This is a genomic window from Roseofilum sp. (assembly GCF_982964205.1).
Map to the genome: position 1 here is coordinate 17,144 of NZ_CEZBFX010000045.1, position 19,701 is coordinate 36,844.

Consider the following 19,701-nt stretch of genomic DNA (forward strand, 5'->3'; position numbering starts at 1 on the left):
ACGACTGTTTTACTAAACACCATATTCATCAATCTGTTCTTGCACGTAGGTGGCTGGATCGGAGGGGTCGAAGGTATCAAACTTCAAGGTTTCCGTGCGATAGATATCGGACGGGGGAGATTGGCCGAGTTCCTGAGCAAGTTCGCGGGCAAGTTCGGTTAAGAAGATGTCTTTGCCTACCGTGTCGTAGCCTTTTTCGGGAATGGCTTTGGGGGCTAAACCGTCTCCTTGCAGATCCCAGCGCACCAGTTGGGAGGAAATCCAGTTGGCGAAACTTTGCCAGGGATAGGGATCGAAGTCGATGCGATCGGGGATATTTAAGGTATTGCCATTGCCATCGTCAAAGTTACCGGTGAGGACGGCTTCCACAACTTCTACAGGTTGATTGAGGAAGGCTCGTTCTGAAATGGCGGTAGCGATCTCTGGACGGTTGGCAGGGTTACTCGCATATCCAGCGGCTTCGATAATGGATTTATTCAGGGCGCGGAAGGTTTTGGGATAGGCTTCAATCCATTGGTCGCTGGCGGCAAAAGCACAACAGGGGTGTCCCGGCCACAGCTCTTTGGTGAGCATGTGAATAAAGCCTGCTTCTTCGTAAACTGCCCGTTGATTGAATGGGTCGGGCATCAGATAGGCATCAATGTCTCCAGCGACGAGTTGGGCGATGCTATCGGGAGGAGGAACGGGACGAATTTGCACATCGACATCGGGGTCTATGCCACCGGTGGCGAGGTAATAGCGCAGTAGCAGGTTGTGCATGGAGTAGGGGAAGGGAACGCCGATGGTAAAGCCTTTGAAGTCTGCCGGGCCGTTCACTTGCCCTTTGTACCGTTCGGCAACGGTGATGGCTTGGCCGTTGATGTTTTCGATGCTGGCTAGTTTGACTCCGAAGGCGGCCGATCCCAAACCGAGGGTCATGGCGATAGGCATGGGGGCGAGCATGTGGTAAGCGTCGAGTTCTCCGGCGATCGCCGAATCTCGAACGGCACCCCAACTGGGCATTTTCACCACCTTGGCGTTAAACCCATATTTTTTGTAGAAGCCCAAGGGTTCCGACATAATAATGGGTGTGGCACAGGTGATGGGAATAAACCCAATTTGCAGATCGGTTTTTTCCACGTCTGCGGCAGCAACGGGTTCGCCGTCTGCTTCCGATTCTCCTGAACCCCCATCTGCACAACTGGCTAAACTCACGAGGGCTGCCCCGACAGCCATATTGCGTAAAAATTCTCGACGGGTGGATTTGCCATTGCGAATGGCATCCCCAAAGAATTGTCCAGCTTGGGGGCCAAAGGCAGCAGCAAAAGCATTTTCTAAGCCCCCAGCTTGTTGACAAAGGGCTAAAATGAGCTTTTCTCGTTTGGGGTCGCCCCGACCCACTCGTTTCAAAAATAAGGTCTTGCGGAGTTCATAGGCATTAACCGTGTTGGCTGCCCGCAGTTGGTTGTCTTTGTAGATGCCCATTTTTACGAGGTCATCTACTAACTCAACAGGGTCTTGGGGCAAGGTCTGCATAAAGTCCCAATGGTCAAAGCTCGAGTGTTGTCGTCCACAGACTTGACACAATGGCTGTAAATTAGACCGTTTTCTGTTACTTGTTTGGGCAGATTGCCAATTTTTGAATGTCTCCTGTGCCGAAATTAAAGCCATAGATCCATGTCCATCTCAAGCAAACAAATACGAAACCTGACCAATAACAATTGGCTGTTACATCCAGATTCGGAGTGAATATTATTCAGTAATGTATCAGGTCAACTCTAGAAATGCATTGGACTTTATTTGGGAAAAATTGGGAGTTTTTTTAGGAATTTCTCTAGGAGGGGAAATCAATCTTGATTCTGTTAATTGAGATACAGATCGTTCTTTTTAGATATGATTGTTATTCAGGCGATGGTGAGAGAAATTGCTGTCTCCAGGATAGGGGGGAAATGCCATGAATCTGGCGAAATTGGCGGGTAAAGTATCCAGCATCGGGATAGCCGGAGCGTTCAGCAACTTGTCGTATGGTTTCTTGGGTGGTTTGTAAAAGCTGACAAGCTTTTGCCATTCGTTGCTTGATAATCCATTGTTTGACGGTGTGTCCAGTCTGTTTTTGAACCAGGTGGGTTAAATAGGCTGGCGAATAGCCAGCCGCTTGGGCAACGTCGTTGAGATTGATGGGTTTGTGATAGGAGGTTTCAATAAAGCGAAAGACCTGAACTAATTTAGGGCAATGGGGAAAAATGCTAGAAGCAGAGGTAGATGGGGATACTTTAGGGTCTGGGTATTGCTGAGGCGATCGGCCATATAATTTTAGCAGGTCATCTTGGCGTTGCAGGCGAGTGGCGATCGCCGACAAAAATTGCTCTACGGTACAGGGTTTGGTCAAATAGTCATCAGCTCCTAATTCCATCCCTTGACGTAAATCAGCCATGGTAACTTTAGCCGTTAAAAAGATTAGGGGAATTCCTACGGTTTCTGAAGAACTGCGAAGTTGGGACAGAACCGTATAGCCGTCCATATCTGGCATCATAATATCACAAACCACTAAGTGCGGCCGATAATGGCGAGCTAATTGCACCCCTTCAGAACCATTACTGGCTCCATAGGCACAAAAGCCTTCAAACTCTAGGGATCTCAAAAAAATATTGCGAGTTTGACATTCATCTTCAATAATGAGGATCGTTTTCATTACTGTCCCAGGGTATGAATATAAGACTATTTTTGATTGAGTTTATTAAGATCGAATTTGCCTTTTTATGATGTAGTCCATTACACTTTTTAGGCGAAAATAAATAAGAAAGTTGAAAAAAGAGGATTTTCAGGGAAAAATGGTTGACTCCTTCGCCCCACATTTCATATCTGCTTGCCCAAAGCGCTATAACATTCTGTTCAGATGACTGATTATGCTTGGTTCCCAACGTCTGCGACTCCACCCTTGACTCCCCTCGATCAACCGGTAGCCCAAGACTTTACCCAATTACTCCGTCAGCATCAGCTTATTCTCAATGCTGTGGGAGAAGGAGTTTATGGTCTTGATTTAGAGGGAAATGTCACATTTGTCAATCCTGCTGCCGCTGCTATGATTGATTGGTCAACTGAGGAATTAATCGGCATGTCGATGCACGCTGTCTTGCATCATTCCCATGCAGATGGAACGCCCTATTGCCGGGAAGATTGTCCCATTTATGCTGCTCTACAAGATGGCAGTACCCATCGAGTGACGACTGAAGTATTTTGGCGCAAAGATGGTACGAGTTTTCCCGTAGAATATATCAGTACTCCCATGCGTGAGGACAATGGGCGGCTCATTGGTGCGGTGGTGACGTTTCGGGATATTTCTCAGCGTCGTTGGGCGGAGGAAGTCCTACAGCGCAGCAATGAGGAGTTAGAGATTAAAGTTGAAGAGCGCACCACTAAACTCCGGCAGGTTAACCGACAGTTGCAAGAATTAAGCGAAATGCGATCGCGCTTTATCGCCATGCTCTGCCATGAATTTCGCAACCCTCTCAATAACATTACCCTATCGGTTTCTTCCCTGAAACGCTATGATTTGCAACTGACTGCGGCAGAAAAAGCAGATTATCTTTTGGGCATCAATAATAACGTAGAACGCATGACTCAGATGATTGATGATATCCTCGTCATCGGCAAAATTGAGGCAAAGGTGCTAGAAGTCAAGCCCCAATGTCTGGATTTTGTTCAATTTTGCCGCCAGTTGTTAGCCGAACACCAGTATACTCGGCCAGAGTCTCCTATTGAGTTTATCAGTCGCTCTCGGCAGGCGATCGCCTATTGTGATGAACGACTCCTTCGCTCTATCCTGAATAACCTCCTCTCCAATGCACTCCGCTATACCCCGACACACAAGGCTATTCGTCTCAAATTCGCCAAGCGTCAAAACCATGTCATTTTCACCATTCAAGATGAAGGCATTGGTATTCCCTCCGAAGACAAACCCTATTTATTCGAGTTATTTCACCGAGGGCGTAATGTGAGCAATATTCCCGGTACAGGATTAGGTTTGAGCATTGTTAAACAGTTTGTTGAACTGCAACAGGGAACGATTCAAGTTAAAAGTCAGGTGAACCAAGGCACAACATTTACTGTGCGGCTTCCTGTCAAATTTCAACAGAATTGATACCCTTCTTACTTTGTCGCCACTACTGCCAAATTCCACGCCATCCGCTTCATTCCTGGAATCTGTTTCAGCCAGCGATCCATCTGTTCGAGTCGCCGATATTCGGGTTCCAATCGATCCTTTTCGAGGATAATCTTTTTCCAATAGCGCTCCTCATTAGGATTCACCCGTTCAATCAAATAAAAGCGTAGGAAAATCCATAAGGTAGCAATCCAAAAGGTATCCCATTGAGTCTGCTCGAATAAGGACTCTACAAAGGGAATAATATTCATATCCAAAGGATGTTCGTCTTCCGTGCGTACTTCAGTCGCCATTTGCCGATAGACATTAATGATTGGATTGTGTTTTAATGGCTCCCAAAAACAGACCTTTCCCTCTGGTTTCACAACCCGATACAATTCTTGGAGCGCTAACTTCGGATCGGGAAGGTGATGTAAAAGATTGGCCACATAAACGATATCAAAACTATTGTCAGGAAAATCGAAAGCCATGGCATTCCCTACATGACCTTTGATACTCACCCCATTTTTTTCAGCTAGTTTTAGTGCCACTTCCACCATGCCCGGAGAATAGTCAGAAGCCACACATTGAGCGCCTTTTTGGGCAAAATAAACACTATTTTCCCCAGCTCCGCAGCCCACATCCAATAAGGTTCTGCCCTTCACCTCTCCCAAATGATGTAAGATAAACCGATTTTCGGGAGCCGTGCAAGCTTCAAAATAATCGGAGACATGAATTTCTTCAATATCAATGGTGGCGGCCCATTGATCGTGAAAATCTCGTTCTTTTTTTAAGGTTTCTTCTGACATGCTACACTCATTTTTTACAATATCTTCAATTTTTCGCCGTAGCTTTGCTTTGATTGGTCTTAAACAATTGACTCTAAGTAACTTACCTCCTAACAATTGGCACACGAATTGCTTTTAGGGAATCTGTTTTAAGTGTAGTTGATTAATTCCTAGATAACAAGGGGTCGTGAATGATTTAGGATCGGTTACTGTTAAACTGAGATTCAGATAGCCTTCTGGAAGACGCTCTAAGGGAAGTTCAAAGACAGGGGCATCATAAAAACTAAAGGTAGTTTCGGCAGCCGTTTTTGATTCTCCTTGGGAACTTATCCAAGAAAATTGCAAGCTAAATTCTGGACAAAGGTCAGTTGAAAAGCGAGGTAATCCTGTTAAGAGCAAGGGGTTGGGCAGATCGTCAATCCAGAGAATATCTAAGGATTGATCGTAATTTTGATCGTTAAAATAGGTCGAGAGGGTATAGGTTTTATGTCCCGGTAAAATGGATACTTTAAAGTTAGGGTTGAGGGTAATCCAATTTTCTTGACTTCCCGGGCGATCGCCGATAACTTCTTGCATCTGTATAAAAGTTTTCCATGCAGTCTCTGCCGAAGTATCTTGCAGTCGCTGATAGATGACCAGCTTGATGTTATTTTCCAGTTCAAATTCTAGGGGTAATTGCTCAAAGTCTGCTGCAATTAGCCAATTCTCATTAAAAATATCATAAATGACTTTCTCTACGCCCGTTTCTTCAATGGCAATATTATGTTGAAAAGGTTGGGCAACGATCACATACTTTGCCTGTAGAAACTGTTCTAGGGGATACCAATCTTGAGAATCTAAGGTTGGAGTTTGCAGGATATAGAGTTGAGAACTATCTTGACTATACAATTCTTTTTCTGCTGAAACAATTAAGGAGTTATTGAAAATAGGAGAAGATCCAACCAAATATAAGGGTTCTTGATTGGGGGCAAGGCGATGTAATGCTTGCATCAGTCGGACTAACTCAGGATAATCAGATCGGTAGGGAGGCGGTGCGTATAAGGAAACGAGTGTTTTTGCTGGAGTTAGGCTTAAGGATTGTCCTAGGGGAGTGAAAGATAGGGTTAGGTTGAGGGCTAAATAGCCAAGAACTGTGACAATTAAAAGATTTCTGATAGGCGGTTTAATCAAACTAATCATTGCCCAAATTAGGGTGATTAAACCCAAAATTATCAAGGGAGTAAAATGCAGGGTGTATTGAACGCCCATATAGCGCAGAATTCCGATCCATTCTATGGCACAGATCGGATAAAAAGTCAATAGAATAATATAAGATGGGCGAGAGAATATGCCAATCTGATTCTTGCTTCTCCAAGCGAGAATCAAACCCACTGCACTAAAGATCGGTAAACCGATTCCATAAAAATCAACATATTGATGAAAGAGTTTCCCATAGGGCATAACATAGGATTCATAAAGAGTGCTATAATTCCTTTGGGTTGCTATTGCTAGATAGGGTCGAGCGATCGCGGCTAAGGTGAGAACGCTGGTTAAGCCAATTAACGCGACTTTAATTTGATATTGAATCAGGTTTTTGATAACTTTAGATGATGCTTTATTCTTATCTTCAAAATAGGTGATGATACCTTGAATGATTAAGGCTAAAATGAGGGCAAGTCCTGAATAGGCAAAATGCCTACGCCATAAAAAGGCTAAGGTTAATAAAATCCCAATTAAGGGGATTTGCCACCAGTGTTTTAAGCATATATTTTTTAAGTAAATCCAGATGGCTAGGGCGATGAATAGGGCGGCTCCAGTGTCTGGATACCCCTGTAATATGGGTAACCAACTGGCGGGAATACAGAGGGTGAAAAATACGGTTGACCAAAACACAAGACCCGGATTAATACGGATAAGTTGGGTAGCGATCGCGCCCATGGCTAAGGTGAAGGGAATTAAATAGGCGATCGCCAAACTGAGGATATAGCCTAATCGAGAGTCTCCAAATAGCCAAAACCCTGGAATTAAGGGTAATGTATACAGCTTGTTATAATTATGGTAAAAAGATGCTTGCAGTTCCTGCCAACCGATTGACCAAGATTGACTAAAGGCGGTAAAACTTTCTTGCGCCCACATTTGATAAGCGGCAAAATCCCAAAAGTGAAAATATTTTTCACTGGAAACATAGAGAACTGTACCACTGCAAACGGTAACGACTAGAAGCATCAAACAAATGACGTGCCACAACCATGGTTTAATAAAATTAGGTTTACTCATGCCCCGAATCGACAACCTATCATCAATCTGAATAAACTGGCATTCGATACTCAAGTTCTAGGGAATCTATTCTAAGTTTAGTCGATCAATTCTTAGATAACAAGTGGTGGTGAAAGTTTTGGGATCAGCTACCCTTAAGCTGAGATTGAGATAGCCTTCGGAAACTGGCTGTAATGGCAATTCAAACACCGATGCATCCTCAACACGCAAGCTGGTTTCGGTAAGATATTCTGATTCACCTTGTGGATTAATCCAAGATAACCGTAAGTTGGACTCTGGACAAACATCACTAGAAAATACAGGCTTTCCGGTTAAGATAAATGGATTAGGGAGAGCATTAATCCAGAGAATATCTAGAATTTGATCGTAATTTTGCTCATTAAAAGAGGTGGCTACGGTATAGGTATCGGATTGGGGTAAAATGGCAGTTTGAAAGTTAGGATTTAAGGCGATCCATGGCGGTTGATTTCCAGGGCGATCGCCTATCCTCTCCTTCATCCGTATAAAAGTTTTTAATGCAAGTTCTACCGAGGTGTTTTGTACTCGTTGATAAATGACAAGTTTGATGTTATTTTCCAGTTTAAATTCTAAGGGTAATTGCTGAAAGTCTGTTTTTATTTGCCAATTCCGATCAAAAATATCATAAATGACTTTCTCCACATCAGTTTCTTCAAGGGTAAGATGATGTTGAAACGGTTTGGCAATAATCACATATTTTGCCTGTAAAAACTGTTCCAGAGGATACCAATCGCGAGAATCTACAATTGGGGTTTGCCGGATATAAAGTTTAGAGCCATCTTGACCATATAATTCTTTTTCTGCTGAGACAATTAAGGAGTAATTGAAAGCCGAAGATGAGCCAACAAAATACAAGGTTTCTTGATTCGGTGCCAGGCGACGTAAAGCTTTCACTAGTCGCAATAATTCAGGATAATCTTCTCGGTAGGGAGGAGGCGAATATAAAGAAAATAGGATGTTCCGAGGAGGGCGGCTGAAGGGTTTTCCTAAGGGAGTAAACGATAGGATTAAGTTAAGTATTAAATAACCGATGATTGCCCAAACTAAGCCGGTTCTGATGGGTGTACTGGTGGCTCTGATGATGACCCAAACTAAGGAGATGACACCTAAAATTACTAAGGGGGTGAAATGTATGGTATAGTGAAAGCCTCCATAGCGGAGAATGCCGATCCATTCTATGGTGCAGATCGCATAAAAAATAAATACGATACGATAAGGTTGGCGATTTAACTTCCCCGAAGCCATAACCAAGCCCAGGATACTTACAGCCAGTAAACTGATTCCATAAAAGCGAAGGTATTGGTGCAACAGTTCGCCATAGGGTCTGACATAGGATTGATAAAGATCCGTATAATTTCTTTGGATGGCTAGAAGTAAATAGGGTCGCGCAATCAGCCCTAATGCGAGAAAGCTGGTTACGCCAATTAAGGCGATTTTAATTTGATATTCAATCAGGTTATTGATTGCTTTAGGTGACTTAATATTTTTTTCTTTAAGATAAGTGAGTATACCTTGAATAATGAAGGTTAGAATGAGGGCAATTCCTGAATAGGCAAAATGCCTGCGCCATAAAAAGGCGAAGGTTAATAAAATTCCAATTAGAGGGATTTGCCACCCGTGTTTTAAGCGTGTATTTTTTAAGTAAATCCAAAGTGCCAGAGCGATAAATAGGGCGGCTCCCGTGTCTGGATACCCTCTTAATGTGAGTAACCAACTTCCGGGAATACAGAGGCTGAAAAAGACGGTTGACCAGAAAACGAAGGGGGGATTAATACGGATAAGTTGGGTAGCGATCGCGCCCATGGCTAAGGTGAAGGGAATTAAATAGGCGATCGCCAAACTGAGGATATAGCCTAATCGAGAGTCTCCAAATAGCCACAACCCTGGAATCAAGGGTAACGTATAGAGCTTATTATAACTTTGAGAAAAGGACGCTTGCAGTTCCTGCCAACCTATTAACCAAGATTGGCTAAAGGCGGTAAAACTTTCTTGGGCCCAAATTTGATAAGCGGCAAAATCCCAAAAGTGAAAATACTGTTCGCTGGAGACATAAAGAATTGTACCACTGGAAACGGTAATGACTAGAAGCATGAAACAAATGACGTGCCCCAACCATGGTTTAATACAATCAGGTTTAATCATGCCCCTAATTTATATCCCATAATTTGTTGTAAAAGATACATTGTAAATAAACATGGAACTGTTTGTCAAGCCAACCTATTCTTTTATTGTTCCGATTTACAATGAAGAAAACACGATTCCTGAGCTGTATAACCGTCTCCAGTCGGTGATGGAGCAATTAGAGGGACAGACGGAATTAATTTTGGTTAATGATGGCAGTACGGATGCTTCCTTGCGTTTATTGCGGGAATTGTATCAGAGGGACAAGCGGGTTTGTTATCTCAGTTTTGCCCGTAATTTTGGTCACCAAATTGCCGTAACTGCGGGTTTAAATTATGCGCGCGGTCAAGCGGTCGTGATCTTAGATGCAGACTTGCAAGATCCCCCGGAATTAATTCCAGAAATGTTGGAAAAATGGCAACAGGGCTATCAAGTGGTTTATGCCCAAAGAACCCGCCGACATCAAGAAAAAAAGCGGAAACGATGGACGGCTTACTTGTTTTATCGGATACTAAACTATCTATCAGAGGTGGAGATTCCCACGGATACAGGTGACTTTTGTTTGATGGATCGGTGTGTGGTGGATGTGTTAAATCAGATGCCAGAGCGCGATCGCTATATTCGAGGCTTGCGAGCTTGGATGGGCTTCCATCAAACGGCTATTTTATACGAGCGTAGCCCCCGATTTTCAGGTGAAGTCAAATACACCTTTACCAAATCCTTCTCCCTGGCGATTAATGGAATTGTGTCTTTTTCTAAGGTTCCCCTACGGCTATCCACGTATCTCGGTTTAGCGGCTGCGGCGATCGCCCTCTTCATGGCTGTACTCGTCCTCTATTGGCGCATCGTAGCCCCCACCGCACCCCTCACCGGGTTTGCCACCATTCTGATCGCCATCTTCTTTCTGGGAGCCGTACAACTCGTCAGCATCGGCATTCTAGGCGAATATATCGGCCGCATTTACGAACAAGTCAAAGGCCGTCCCCTCTATACCTTAGCGGAAATTCGAGGTTGGGAAAAGGGCGATCGCCAGGCATAGCGCTATACTAAATAAATTCAGTATTGAGGAAAAAAAACAATGTCGGTTCAATTAATAGATGAACAAGCACCTCAAACCGAAACCCTTCAAGAAGAAGTCATTCCTCTTCCACCCACCGATTTACCGTATGACGACGGAGAACCATTGGAAAGTAACCGCCATCGCATCGGCATGAATATCTTGATTGCGTCCTTGCACCAGGCTTATCAAGGACGCAACGATTACTATAGTAGTGGCAATATGTTCGTCTACTACAGCAGCGCCCAAGTGAGAAACAAAGACTTTCGCGGGCCGGATTTTTTTGTCGTCTTAAATGTAGATGGAACCCTAGAGCGCCGCAGTTGGATCGTGTGGGAAGAGCAAGGACGCTATCCTGATGTCATTGTCGAATTGATGTCACCCTCAACTGCCCAACAGGATCTCAATGAAAAGAAAAGGTTATATGAACAAACCTTTAGAACCAGCGATTATTTTGTCTACAATCCCTTTGACTCTAACTCACTACAGGGATGGCATTTAGGCGCTAACCGCAAGTATGAGGAAATTAGCCCTAATCAGCACGGGTGGTTATGGTGTCCAAGTTTGGAATTATGGTTGGGCACTTGGCAAGGGGAGTTGATGAAAGAAAATGCCCCTTGGTTGCGTTTTTACGATCCAGAGGACAATTTGGTCTTGTTACCAGAAGAAGTGGCTCTGCTAGAGCAAGAGAAGGCTGAGCGCGAACAAGAGAGGGCTGAGCGCGAACGCGAACGGGCAAATCAGGCTGAGTCGGAGCGCGATCGCGAACGGGAGAGGGCAAACCTAGCTGAAACCGTTGTTGAGGAACAAAATCAGAAGATTCAACAATTAAGAGAACACCTGCAACAACTGGGTCTCGATCCTGATAATCTCACCTGATATTATGTTTTAAGCTAGTCAGTTACACCCTCAATCAAATCGAGAATAGTTTTTGGTACATTACCAAAAAAGTCTTCAGAACCTTGAGTGATACTCTCTCCAAATAAACCCGCATAGTAAAGCCATCCTTCTGGACTTACGCTTACAGAAAGTATCCAACGAGGATGGCAATACCATTCCAAGGTGATATGGCCATCTGGCTCTGCATTGAATGATGGCAATGGATAAGTAATGGGTAAAGCAGCAACAACAGCCCAAGCATTTTCAAAAGTCTCTTTCTCGACAGGATGAGCATCATAACCATCCCAACCTGAAATTTGGCATTCATCCCATACATCGATTAACTCATTATATGCAGATTGCTTGCCAAAACTTACTGATGAATCAAGATGTTCAGCGGCCATATTTCTGATGATGAGTTATATTATTGTATTAAATCCGGTTAAACAGTTGTGATTGCGACCGCAGGAAAGCATTCGTGCTAACGCGCGCGCAAGCTTCGCTTTCATGTCCGCGAAGCGGAAACGCCAAGATTACCGGGATTGGCTAGATTGCTTCATTCCGCTTCGCTCGATTCGCAATGACATAGTGTAACTGATTATTCGGATTTGATATTACTCCTGCACTTTAAATTATGGGATTAATCAAGGATTAAAAGTGGGTAAGGTGGACAGGAGAAGAAGGCAATTCTATTCAAGTAGGGGCGGGTTATACCCAAATCTGCGATACCTACCAGTGAATTCCGTAAACCCGCCCCTATGCATAACCTAATTAATACTTCCGCTCCTGGGGTTCAAACTGGGTTAGGGTTACCGGGCGATACTGAACATCAATACCTGCGGCTGAATAAAACGCCAAAGAATGGTTGAGGAAGTTGGGATCGTCCCGTTGGGGAAAATCTTCCCGCGAATGTGCCCCCCGACTCTCTTTGCGGTTGAGAGCAGAGGTGAGAATCATGCGGCCAACCACCATAATGTTTTTCAGTTCTAGGGCTTCGATAATTTCGGTATTCCACAAAGATCCGCGATCGCCAAGATAAATCGTGCCATATTGCTGTTGCAACTCTTGCGTAATCTCTAACCCTTTTTCCATGGATTCTTGGTCGCGGAATACGCCACAATATTGGCTCATGGCATCTTGAAAGGCTTCCCGTAGGGGATTAATGCGCTGGTTTCCCGGTTGATCTAATAAGGCTTGCACTTGCTCTTGTGCCTCTTGCAGATAAGGGGTTTCCTCTAAACTGGGTAACTTGCGATCCTGGACATATTGGGCGATCGCCGCCCCCGTCCGTTTGCCATAAACCACGCATTCCAACAGAGAATTGCTTCCTAGACGATTTGCCCCATGCACCGACACACAGGCGCATTCTCCAGCCGCAAATAGGGCTTCGACAAACCCCTCCACCCCACTGCGTACCCGGCCATCCGTATCCACCGGAATCCCCCCCATAGAATAATGGGCTGTCGGACGCACGGGCATCGGTTCCTCCACCGCATCCACACCCACCAAGCGATGGGCTTCTTCCCAGCAAAACGGAATGCGGCTCATAATTTTTTCCCGGCCCATGTGGCGCAGATCCAAATGCACAAAGGGCCCTCCCGCGCTGCCATCCGTATGAATCCCCCGACCGGCGCGGATTTCCAGAGTAATAGCTCTAGACGTAATATCCCTGGGTGCTAACTCCATTTTGCTTGGCGCATACTGTTCCATGAAGCGATCGCCCTTACTGTTGCGTAAATAAGCCCCCTCGCCCCGGACTGCCTCAGAAATCAACACCCCAACTGGATATAATCCCGTCGGATGGAACTGTACAAACTCCATATCCTGAAGCGGTAAACCCGCCCTCGCCACCATGGCTAACCCATCTCCCGTCGAAGCAAAATCATTGGAAGTGGTATTAAACACCCGGCCGTAGCCCCCGGTCGCCAACATCACCGCCTTCGCTCGCACCACCTTTAAGCGACCATCCAGGATGTGGTACATTACCAAACCCTTCGCTTCCCCTTCTTCCAGGATCAAGCGCATCACATACCATTCCTGATAGACTTTTACCCCATAGCGGCGCAGATTATTCACCAACTCATGAAGGATTGCATGACCCGTTTTATCCGCAGCATAGCAGGTGCGACGATAGGAATGGCCCCCAAAAGCTCGTTGAGCGATGCGCCCATCCGGGAGACGGGAAAAGAGAACCCCCAAATGCTCCAAATCGATCGCCACATCCGGGGCTTCTTTCGCTAAAATTTCCACCGCATCCTGATCCGCTAAATAGTCGGAACCTTTCACTGTATCAAAGGCGTGAGCTTCCCAGCTATCCTCAGAATCCACATTCTTCAAGGTAGCTGCAATACCCCCTTGAGCCGCCACCGAGTGCGATCGAATCGGATGAGTTTTAGCCACTACAGCAACGTTCAGACTAGGATCGGTGCGGGCAATTTCCACAGCCGCACGACACCCGGCCAGTCCACCGCCAACAATGATTACATCATGCTCTAACATGGTTTGGTTGATCTTCTCCAACTGGGTCAAAAAACAGGCAATTAGTAGGGGCCCTTCGCCCCTACAACAATACCATTACGAATCCGGTTAACCGGCTGCTTGTGCTGGATTTTGGGATGCTCCTGCACGAGAGGAGCGTTTTTGCTGGCGCTCTTCAACCGGCATAAATTCAATATGGTTGAGTAAGGTCGTCACAAAGCTAAACAACAGAAATGGTAAAGAAAGAACGAGAATTAATCCCACCGTGGCTAAGGCATAAACCGGACTCCCTGCACCCATTAAGGCCAAGGCGGCTGCTAAACTGATGAAAATTACAATTAACCAGACAATGATTTGTCCGTAGATATCTCCAAAGGAGAGGGTGCAATGGAGGCGATAGCTCTGTTGATCGTTCATAAGTTGGTATTGGGGAAAGTTAACATTATTTTAATGAACTAGGGTAAAGGCAGTAGAGGACTTTGGGGCATTTCTCAATAGTTTTCAAAGACTTGCAACATTTTGTTACGTTACCTGCCCCAGATTTAAGATTTAACTACAAATTGATTTCGCCCTTGTTCCTTAGCTTCATATAACGCTTCATCCGCTAGAGCAATCAAGCTTTCTTTAGATAGTTGTGCTGTAGGAACCAAGGTGGCAATCCCCAAGCTAATCGTCACGGTTGAAGAAACTTTCGAGCTTTCATGGGGAATTTGCAAATCTTCCATTTTGGACTGAATTAACTGGGCAACCACTTTCGCCCCGTCTTCTGACGTATTCGGAAGGAGGACAACAAATTCTTCTCCTCCATAGCGAGCAACAACATCACTAGCGCGTCGGACTGAATGTTGAATGGCTCGAGCAACTTGAATCAGGCAGTCATCCCCCGCTTGGTGTCCATACGTGTCATTATAGAGCTTAAAGTAATCCACATCACATAAAATGATGGATAGGGGTAAGCCATCGCGCTTTAAACGTAACCATTCTTGATAGAGACATTCATCAAATTGACGACGGTTTGCAACTTTGGTTAAGCCGTCTGTATTGGCAAGTTTATGCACCTCATCGAGCATTTTACGCAGTTCAAACACAGATTTTTTTCGGTCAGTGATATCCCGAAAGTTCACGGATAAGCCATCCCCTAGTTTGACCGCAATAACATGAAACCAAGCCCGTTCTGTTTGATAATCGTAGGGAAACTCTAATTCTACATTTCTACCCGTTTCCACTACACTCACATAATGATCGAATAAGCTTCTTAGATTAGGACTTTTGATTTCTTGAAGCCAAGATTTCCCCACTAGATTAACTGTTTTTATATGAAAAAAGTAGGCAGAAACTTGATTGCAAACAATCCATTCAAAATCAACAATACTACCGCGCTGATCTCGGATGGACTGAAACGCCATAATCCCGTCCATAGAACTATTGATAATACTTTCTAACAGGGATTGAGATTGTTGCAATTTTAGGTTGGCTTGATCGGCTTTTTCTACGGCTTCTATCAATAAATTTGTCCCCGAATCGACTTTATCTAATAAGCGTTTATTTTCCTCTTGGATTGATTCCATGATTTGAGAGCCATAATCGGATAGCCTTTGCGCACGATTGATTAATCTATCCAGAGGATCGACGATGGATTTATTCCAACTTTTAAAGTGCAAGTTTCCATAAAGAGCTTCTTCTACGTTCTGGCTCAACTGATTGAGAACATAGCTCACCTTATAAAGGCAGAACCCTCCCCAAGTTATGGCGATTAATAACGCAGATAAATTAATCAAGAGGTGATTGCGAAAATTGATTTGTACGGTTTTAAATATTTGTTGTTCCGGGACTATGATAGCGATCCACCATTGCTGCTCGCCAGGCCAATGATAGGGAGAACTTAAAATCCAATAGTTTTGTTTATTGTGGTTAATGATTTGCAGTCGATCGCTGGATGGATTCTGGAGATGATTTTGAATTTCAGGCACTAAATCGGAGTCGAGAGCGTTTTGTTTCTCAGAAGTCAATGCAGAGTGATTTAAGAGGTTTAGCTGTGGATCAAAAACAAGAATATTTGCGGAAAAATTCCTAGATTTTTCTTGAATATAATCAAGAAACAAATCGAGGTTAAAATCTATTCTACTGACCGCAACTAATTCTTGTTCAGTGTTGTATAAAGGTTGCTTGAGTTGCAGATGGACAGAGTTCTTAGCGTGGGAAGAGGATGGTATAATAGTTATTGTCGGGTTTTCTTCAATTAAGCTGTTTTTATACCAAAATTCTTGGCGCACATCATAGGGAGTAGAAGCAGCCTGGATTTGCTCTTGGATTTCACCTCGATCGTTGAGACGATAGGACAATAAACGTTGCTCTGTTTCACGATTAGCTTGGGTACAAATTGTTTCACCATTTTCTGTACGATGAATAGCGAGTAGGTCTCCGCTATCGTGTAATCCTAAATAAATACCTTGAAGGTGGGGAAAACTGTTGAGGAAGGGCCAAAAACAGTTTTGATTGGATAAGGCACTCTCATCATCTAAGGGAAGGGTGGGATAGGAGTTGAGTAGCTCTTGAGGAAAATCGAGATTAAGGGTGAGTCTTGTTTCTAGGCTATCGGCTACTTCCTGCATCCATTGCAGGGATAATTGTTGGACTAACTGATGGTTTTGGCGCAAGGAGAGCCATCCGGTGAGTGTCATTGCCACTAGGATAGGCAATACGACAGGCACGAGAATATAGATGGATAAAGGAACCGTTTTAGGGGGGTGAAAAAAACGATCGGCCATTAGAATTGGCTCCCTGTGCTAAATCATGCAAACCCTGAGTTAATCTTATATCTTCTACCTGCTTTATGTAAGAGGTCTATTGTACTGAGTGCTGGCCCTGAGATTATAGAAGATTATCGCAAAGGAGGTAATTCCAGGGAGAATAACCCTAAGTGACCTTTACGAAAGTCGGTGAGCAGTTGACAAGCAGCGCGTTCTAAATCTCCGAGGTATTTGGTTTGGGCGAGGGTATGTAAATAGTCTTCACTAGAGAGGTTTGCAGACTCGACTTCATAGCGCGATCGCAGTTTATCCAAGGTATTAACATGGGTATTCAGTTGGTACAATAAGTCCAAAAGGGCGATCGCCACCCGCTGATTATCATAACTGGCTTCACCAATATCATCACAAATGGCTAACTTCACCGCATCTCGTTGATCTTCTAACCGCGCTGGAATTACTCCAGGAGCATCTAATAACTCAATATCAGCAGAAATTTTAATCCAGCGTAGTTGCCGAGTTATCCCTGGACGCGCAGCACTGTGAACCACTTTACGGTTCAAGAGCCGGTTAATTAAGGCCGATTTTCCCACATTGGGAAATCCCACCACCACGGCTCGCACGGGACGCGGACGCATTCCTCGGTTACGTCGGCGTTCATTCATCGCTGCACCAGCGGCGATCGCCGCTTGGGTCACTTCTCGAATTCCCTTACCCAATTTAGCATTGGTAAAATAGGGCTTCTCTTGGCGATCGCTAAACCACTGCAACCATAAATCTTGCATCTCTGGAGAAATCATATCCATCCGGTTCAGCACCAGCACTCGCTCCCGACTCCCCACCCACTCCTTCAGTTTCGGGTGTTGTGTCGTCAGGGGAATACGAATATCCCGAACATCTAAGACCACATCAACCCGTTTGAGTTGTTCGGCTAGAGAACGTTCTGCCTTAGCAATATGTCCGGGATACCATTGAATCATAATCAGAATGAGAAAATCAGGAACATTAGGGAATAATCAAGACGGGACAAGGAGAAAGGTTAATCACCTGATTGGTAATACTATCCTTTGGCCCTTCTTCCGTCAGACCAACACCCCGACTTCCCATGATAATCAGCTTGGCATCTATTTCATCGGCGACATCGCAGATCGTAAAGGCTGGGTTCCCTTGCCGTTCCAGGATTTGAGCCTCAATTCCATTCTTAGAAAAGCCAGTTTGGACTTTATTTAAAAGTTCAGCAATTTGCTCATGGGAGGTCATCGGGTCTCTAGAGGCATTCTCTTCAGTGGTCTCACTCTCCAGGACAGAAAGTAAAATCAGATGAGAGCCATAGGTTTTGACAATATCCATCACCACCTCAGTGGCGGCTAAGGTTTCTTGGCTTTTGTTAATCGGAAACAGAACAGTCTTAAACATGGGTCTTACCTCCGAGACACGGACTCCTATACAATGTGGACGATGGCGTAATCAACAACATAACGAAAAATTTTTTGAAGGAGGTTTATCCTGTGCCCAAGAAAACGATCGCCAATTTGTTGGCTTCTGATCTCTCTGGTAAGAAGGTACTGATGCGGGCGGATTTCAATGTCCCCATTGATAATGGGTCTATCACTGATGATACTCGTATCCGTGCCGCTCTCCCTACCATACAGGATTTGACGGGCAAGGGGGCTAAAGTTATTTTAACCTCTCACTTCGGCCGACCCAAGGGAAAAGTGAATGAGTCCATGCGTTTGACTCCAGTCGCTCAACGGCTATCTGAACTTCTGGGTAAAGAGGTGAAGAAAACGAATGATTGTATTGGTGATGAAGTGGCTGCTGCGGTTGCCAGCATGAACGATGGCGATGTGGTGCTACTGGAAAATGTGCGCTTCCATGCTGGAGAAGAAGCAAATGACCCAGAGTTTGTCAAACAGTTAGCTTCTATTGCCGATCTTTATGTTAATGATGCCTTTGGAACGGCTCACCGGGCCCATGCCTCTACGGAAGGGGTGACTAAATATCTGAAGCCTTCAGTTGCTGGATTTTTGATTGAGAAGGAACTTCAGTATCTGCAAGCGGCGATCGAAAGTCCCCAACGACCCTTAGCAGCTATTATTGGTGGATCGAAAGTATCGAGCAAGATTGGTGTTATTGAAACCCTATTGGAAAAATGCGATAAGCTCCTGATTGGTGGGGGCATGATCTTCACGTTCTATAAGGCGCGGGGACTGAATGTCGGTAAGTCTTTGGTGGAAGAAGATAAGCTAGAGTTGGCAAAATCTTTGGAAGCGAAGGCGAAAGAACGGGGTGTAGACCTGTTATTACCCACAGATGTAGTGTTGGCTGATAATTTTGCTGCTGATGCTAACTCCCAAACGGTCAGTGTCGATGCGATTCCTGATGGTTGGATGGGACTCGATATTGGCCCGGATTCGGTGGAAACCTTTAAGGCGGCTTTAGCCGATTGTAAGACGGTGATCTGGAATGGGCCAATGGGTGTATTCGAGTTTGAGAACTTTGCTAAGGGTACAGAGGCGATCGCTCGCTCCTTGGCTGAACTGACTAAAACCGGTGCTTCCACTATTATTGGAGGGGGTGATTCGGTTGCTGCTGTGGAAAAAGTTGGCGTTGCCGATCAAATGAGTCACATTTCTACTGGTGGTGGCGCAAGCTTGGAACTGCTCGAAGGTAAGGAACTTCCCGGTATTGCTGCTTTAGATGAAGCATAATTTAGCTGGGGAACAACGGGTAAATTGCCCGATCCTGTAAGTGTTGTTGATCCTCCCTTTTCCTAAGTTGCAGGAAAGAGAGGGTCAATGCTTTTCAATCTGTTCAGTTGTTCCTTACTAATTGAATAATTCCTGTAAATAATAATACTATAACAAGAGCATTTAAGATAAAAACTAAATTTAATTATCACAGCCTATGGGTTTAAGGCGATCGCCCCCAAATCCTAGCCGGCATTGCTTTAGAGTTAACCATGGAGGAGATCTTTGGCTGGTTGAAACTCAATTAAGCAGGCGATCTCTCCTATCTGCACTCTCCCAACTCCAAATAGCCTTTTGCCCAGAGCTATGAAGATACCAGAAGATGCAATCATTCCCGATCCTAAATTAACTCAATATCTCTTGATCTTGAAACAGAGAAATGACAAATCCAAATATTTAGCCCAAGGAGGATTTTACTTAGAAAACTGGCAAGACTTAAAAACGGCTCTTCAAAAATTCATTAAAGCCAATGAAGCCAAGGAAGATA

At 44.6% G+C, this 19,701-nt stretch carries 16 protein-coding genes and 1 pseudogene; 6 read left to right on the forward strand and 11 right to left on the reverse strand.

All coding sequences use genetic code 11. From position 1 onward, the window contains the following. Positions 1-12: 12 nt before the first annotated feature. Both AC3A14_RS12915 and AC3A14_RS12920 read right to left on the reverse strand, forming a co-directional pair. On the reverse strand, positions 13-1,650 hold the full coding sequence (locus AC3A14_RS12915) for an ABC transporter substrate-binding protein (RefSeq protein ID WP_318733510.1): 1,638 nt from the start codon (positions 1,648-1,650) through the stop codon (positions 13-15). A gap of 229 nt (positions 1,651-1,879) precedes the next feature. After that, positions 1,880-2,671 carry a response regulator transcription factor gene (locus AC3A14_RS12920; RefSeq protein ID WP_318733508.1) on the reverse strand — a complete coding sequence of 264 codons (792 nt, stop codon included), beginning with the start codon at positions 2,669-2,671 and terminating at the stop codon, positions 1,880-1,882. A 204-nt stretch (positions 2,672-2,875) separates the two neighbouring features. Between AC3A14_RS12920 and AC3A14_RS12925 the strand changes: the two genes are divergently transcribed. Next, entirely contained in the window at positions 2,876-4,120 is a 1,245-nt protein-coding gene (locus AC3A14_RS12925) for a PAS domain-containing sensor histidine kinase (RefSeq protein WP_318699715.1), read from the forward strand. 8 nt (positions 4,121-4,128) lie between these two features. On the opposite strand, the gene AC3A14_RS12930 is transcribed toward AC3A14_RS12925, so the two are convergent. From AC3A14_RS12930 to AC3A14_RS12940, 3 genes are all read right to left on the reverse strand, one after another. Next, positions 4,129-4,929 (reverse strand): class I SAM-dependent methyltransferase, encoded by an 801-nt coding sequence (locus AC3A14_RS12930; RefSeq protein WP_318719549.1) that lies wholly within the window; start codon positions 4,927-4,929, stop codon positions 4,129-4,131. A gap of 114 nt (positions 4,930-5,043) precedes the next feature. Then, entirely contained in the window at positions 5,044-7,164 is a 2,121-nt protein-coding gene (locus tag AC3A14_RS12935) for a hypothetical protein (protein ID WP_318719548.1), read from the reverse strand. A gap of 66 nt (positions 7,165-7,230) precedes the next feature. Further along, positions 7,231-9,324 (reverse strand): hypothetical protein, encoded by a 2,094-nt coding sequence (locus AC3A14_RS12940; protein WP_487779017.1) that lies wholly within the window; start codon positions 9,322-9,324, stop codon positions 7,231-7,233. Positions 9,325-9,376: 52 nt separating this feature from the next. Between AC3A14_RS12940 and AC3A14_RS12945 the strand changes: the two genes are divergently transcribed. Next, positions 9,377-10,342: a glycosyltransferase family 2 protein gene (locus AC3A14_RS12945; protein ID WP_318734046.1), complete on the forward strand. Its 966-nt coding sequence runs from the start codon at positions 9,377-9,379 to the stop codon at positions 10,340-10,342. Positions 10,343-10,381: 39 nt separating this feature from the next. Beyond that, positions 10,382-11,239, forward strand: a complete 858-nt coding sequence (locus AC3A14_RS12950) for a Uma2 family endonuclease (RefSeq protein WP_318734044.1) — start codon at positions 10,382-10,384, stop codon at positions 11,237-11,239. Between the two features lie 14 nt (positions 11,240-11,253). Here the strand turns inward: AC3A14_RS12950 and AC3A14_RS12955 are convergent, their stop codons facing one another. From AC3A14_RS12955 to AC3A14_RS12980, 6 genes are all read right to left on the reverse strand, one after another. Then, positions 11,254-11,643 carry a hypothetical protein gene (locus tag AC3A14_RS12955; protein ID WP_318734042.1) on the reverse strand — a complete coding sequence of 130 codons (390 nt, stop codon included), beginning with the start codon at positions 11,641-11,643 and terminating at the stop codon, positions 11,254-11,256. 367 nt (positions 11,644-12,010) lie between these two features. Then, a complete protein-coding gene (locus tag AC3A14_RS12960; RefSeq protein ID WP_318734040.1) occupies positions 12,011-13,738 on the reverse strand; it encodes a succinate dehydrogenase/fumarate reductase flavoprotein subunit in 1,728 nt (575 codons plus the stop codon). Between the two features lie 87 nt (positions 13,739-13,825). Continuing rightward, positions 13,826-14,134 carry a hypothetical protein gene (locus AC3A14_RS12965; protein WP_271940242.1) on the reverse strand — a complete coding sequence of 103 codons (309 nt, stop codon included), beginning with the start codon at positions 14,132-14,134 and terminating at the stop codon, positions 13,826-13,828. Positions 14,135-14,259: 125 nt separating this feature from the next. Continuing rightward, positions 14,260-16,485 (reverse strand): diguanylate cyclase domain-containing protein, encoded by a 2,226-nt coding sequence (locus AC3A14_RS12970; RefSeq protein ID WP_318734038.1) that lies wholly within the window; start codon positions 16,483-16,485, stop codon positions 14,260-14,262. Positions 16,486-16,598: 113 nt separating this feature from the next. Next, positions 16,599-17,444, reverse strand: a complete 846-nt coding sequence (gene ylqF / locus AC3A14_RS12975; RefSeq protein WP_318734036.1) for a ribosome biogenesis GTPase YlqF — start codon at positions 17,442-17,444, stop codon at positions 16,599-16,601. Positions 17,445-17,469: 25 nt separating this feature from the next. Next, complete coding sequence (locus AC3A14_RS12980) at positions 17,470-17,880, reverse strand: universal stress protein (protein ID WP_318699772.1); 411 nt, start codon at positions 17,878-17,880, stop codon at positions 17,470-17,472. Here AC3A14_RS12980 and AC3A14_RS12985 point away from each other — a divergent pair. The 3 genes and pseudogenes from AC3A14_RS12985 to AC3A14_RS12995 form a co-directional block, all read left to right on the forward strand. Continuing rightward, positions 17,879-18,010, forward strand: coding sequence for a hypothetical protein (locus AC3A14_RS12985; RefSeq protein ID WP_318699771.1), 132 nt, complete (start codon positions 17,879-17,881; stop codon positions 18,008-18,010). The genes AC3A14_RS12980 and AC3A14_RS12985 overlap by 2 nt on opposite strands. Then, positions 17,973-19,175 (forward strand): phosphoglycerate kinase, encoded by a 1,203-nt coding sequence (locus AC3A14_RS12990; RefSeq protein WP_318734034.1) that lies wholly within the window; start codon positions 17,973-17,975, stop codon positions 19,173-19,175. Before AC3A14_RS12985 ends, AC3A14_RS12990 begins: the two co-directional genes overlap by 38 nt. A 345-nt stretch (positions 19,176-19,520) precedes the next feature. Next, positions 19,521-19,701, forward strand: a pseudogene (locus AC3A14_RS12995) (DUF6883 domain-containing protein); the annotation flags it as partial.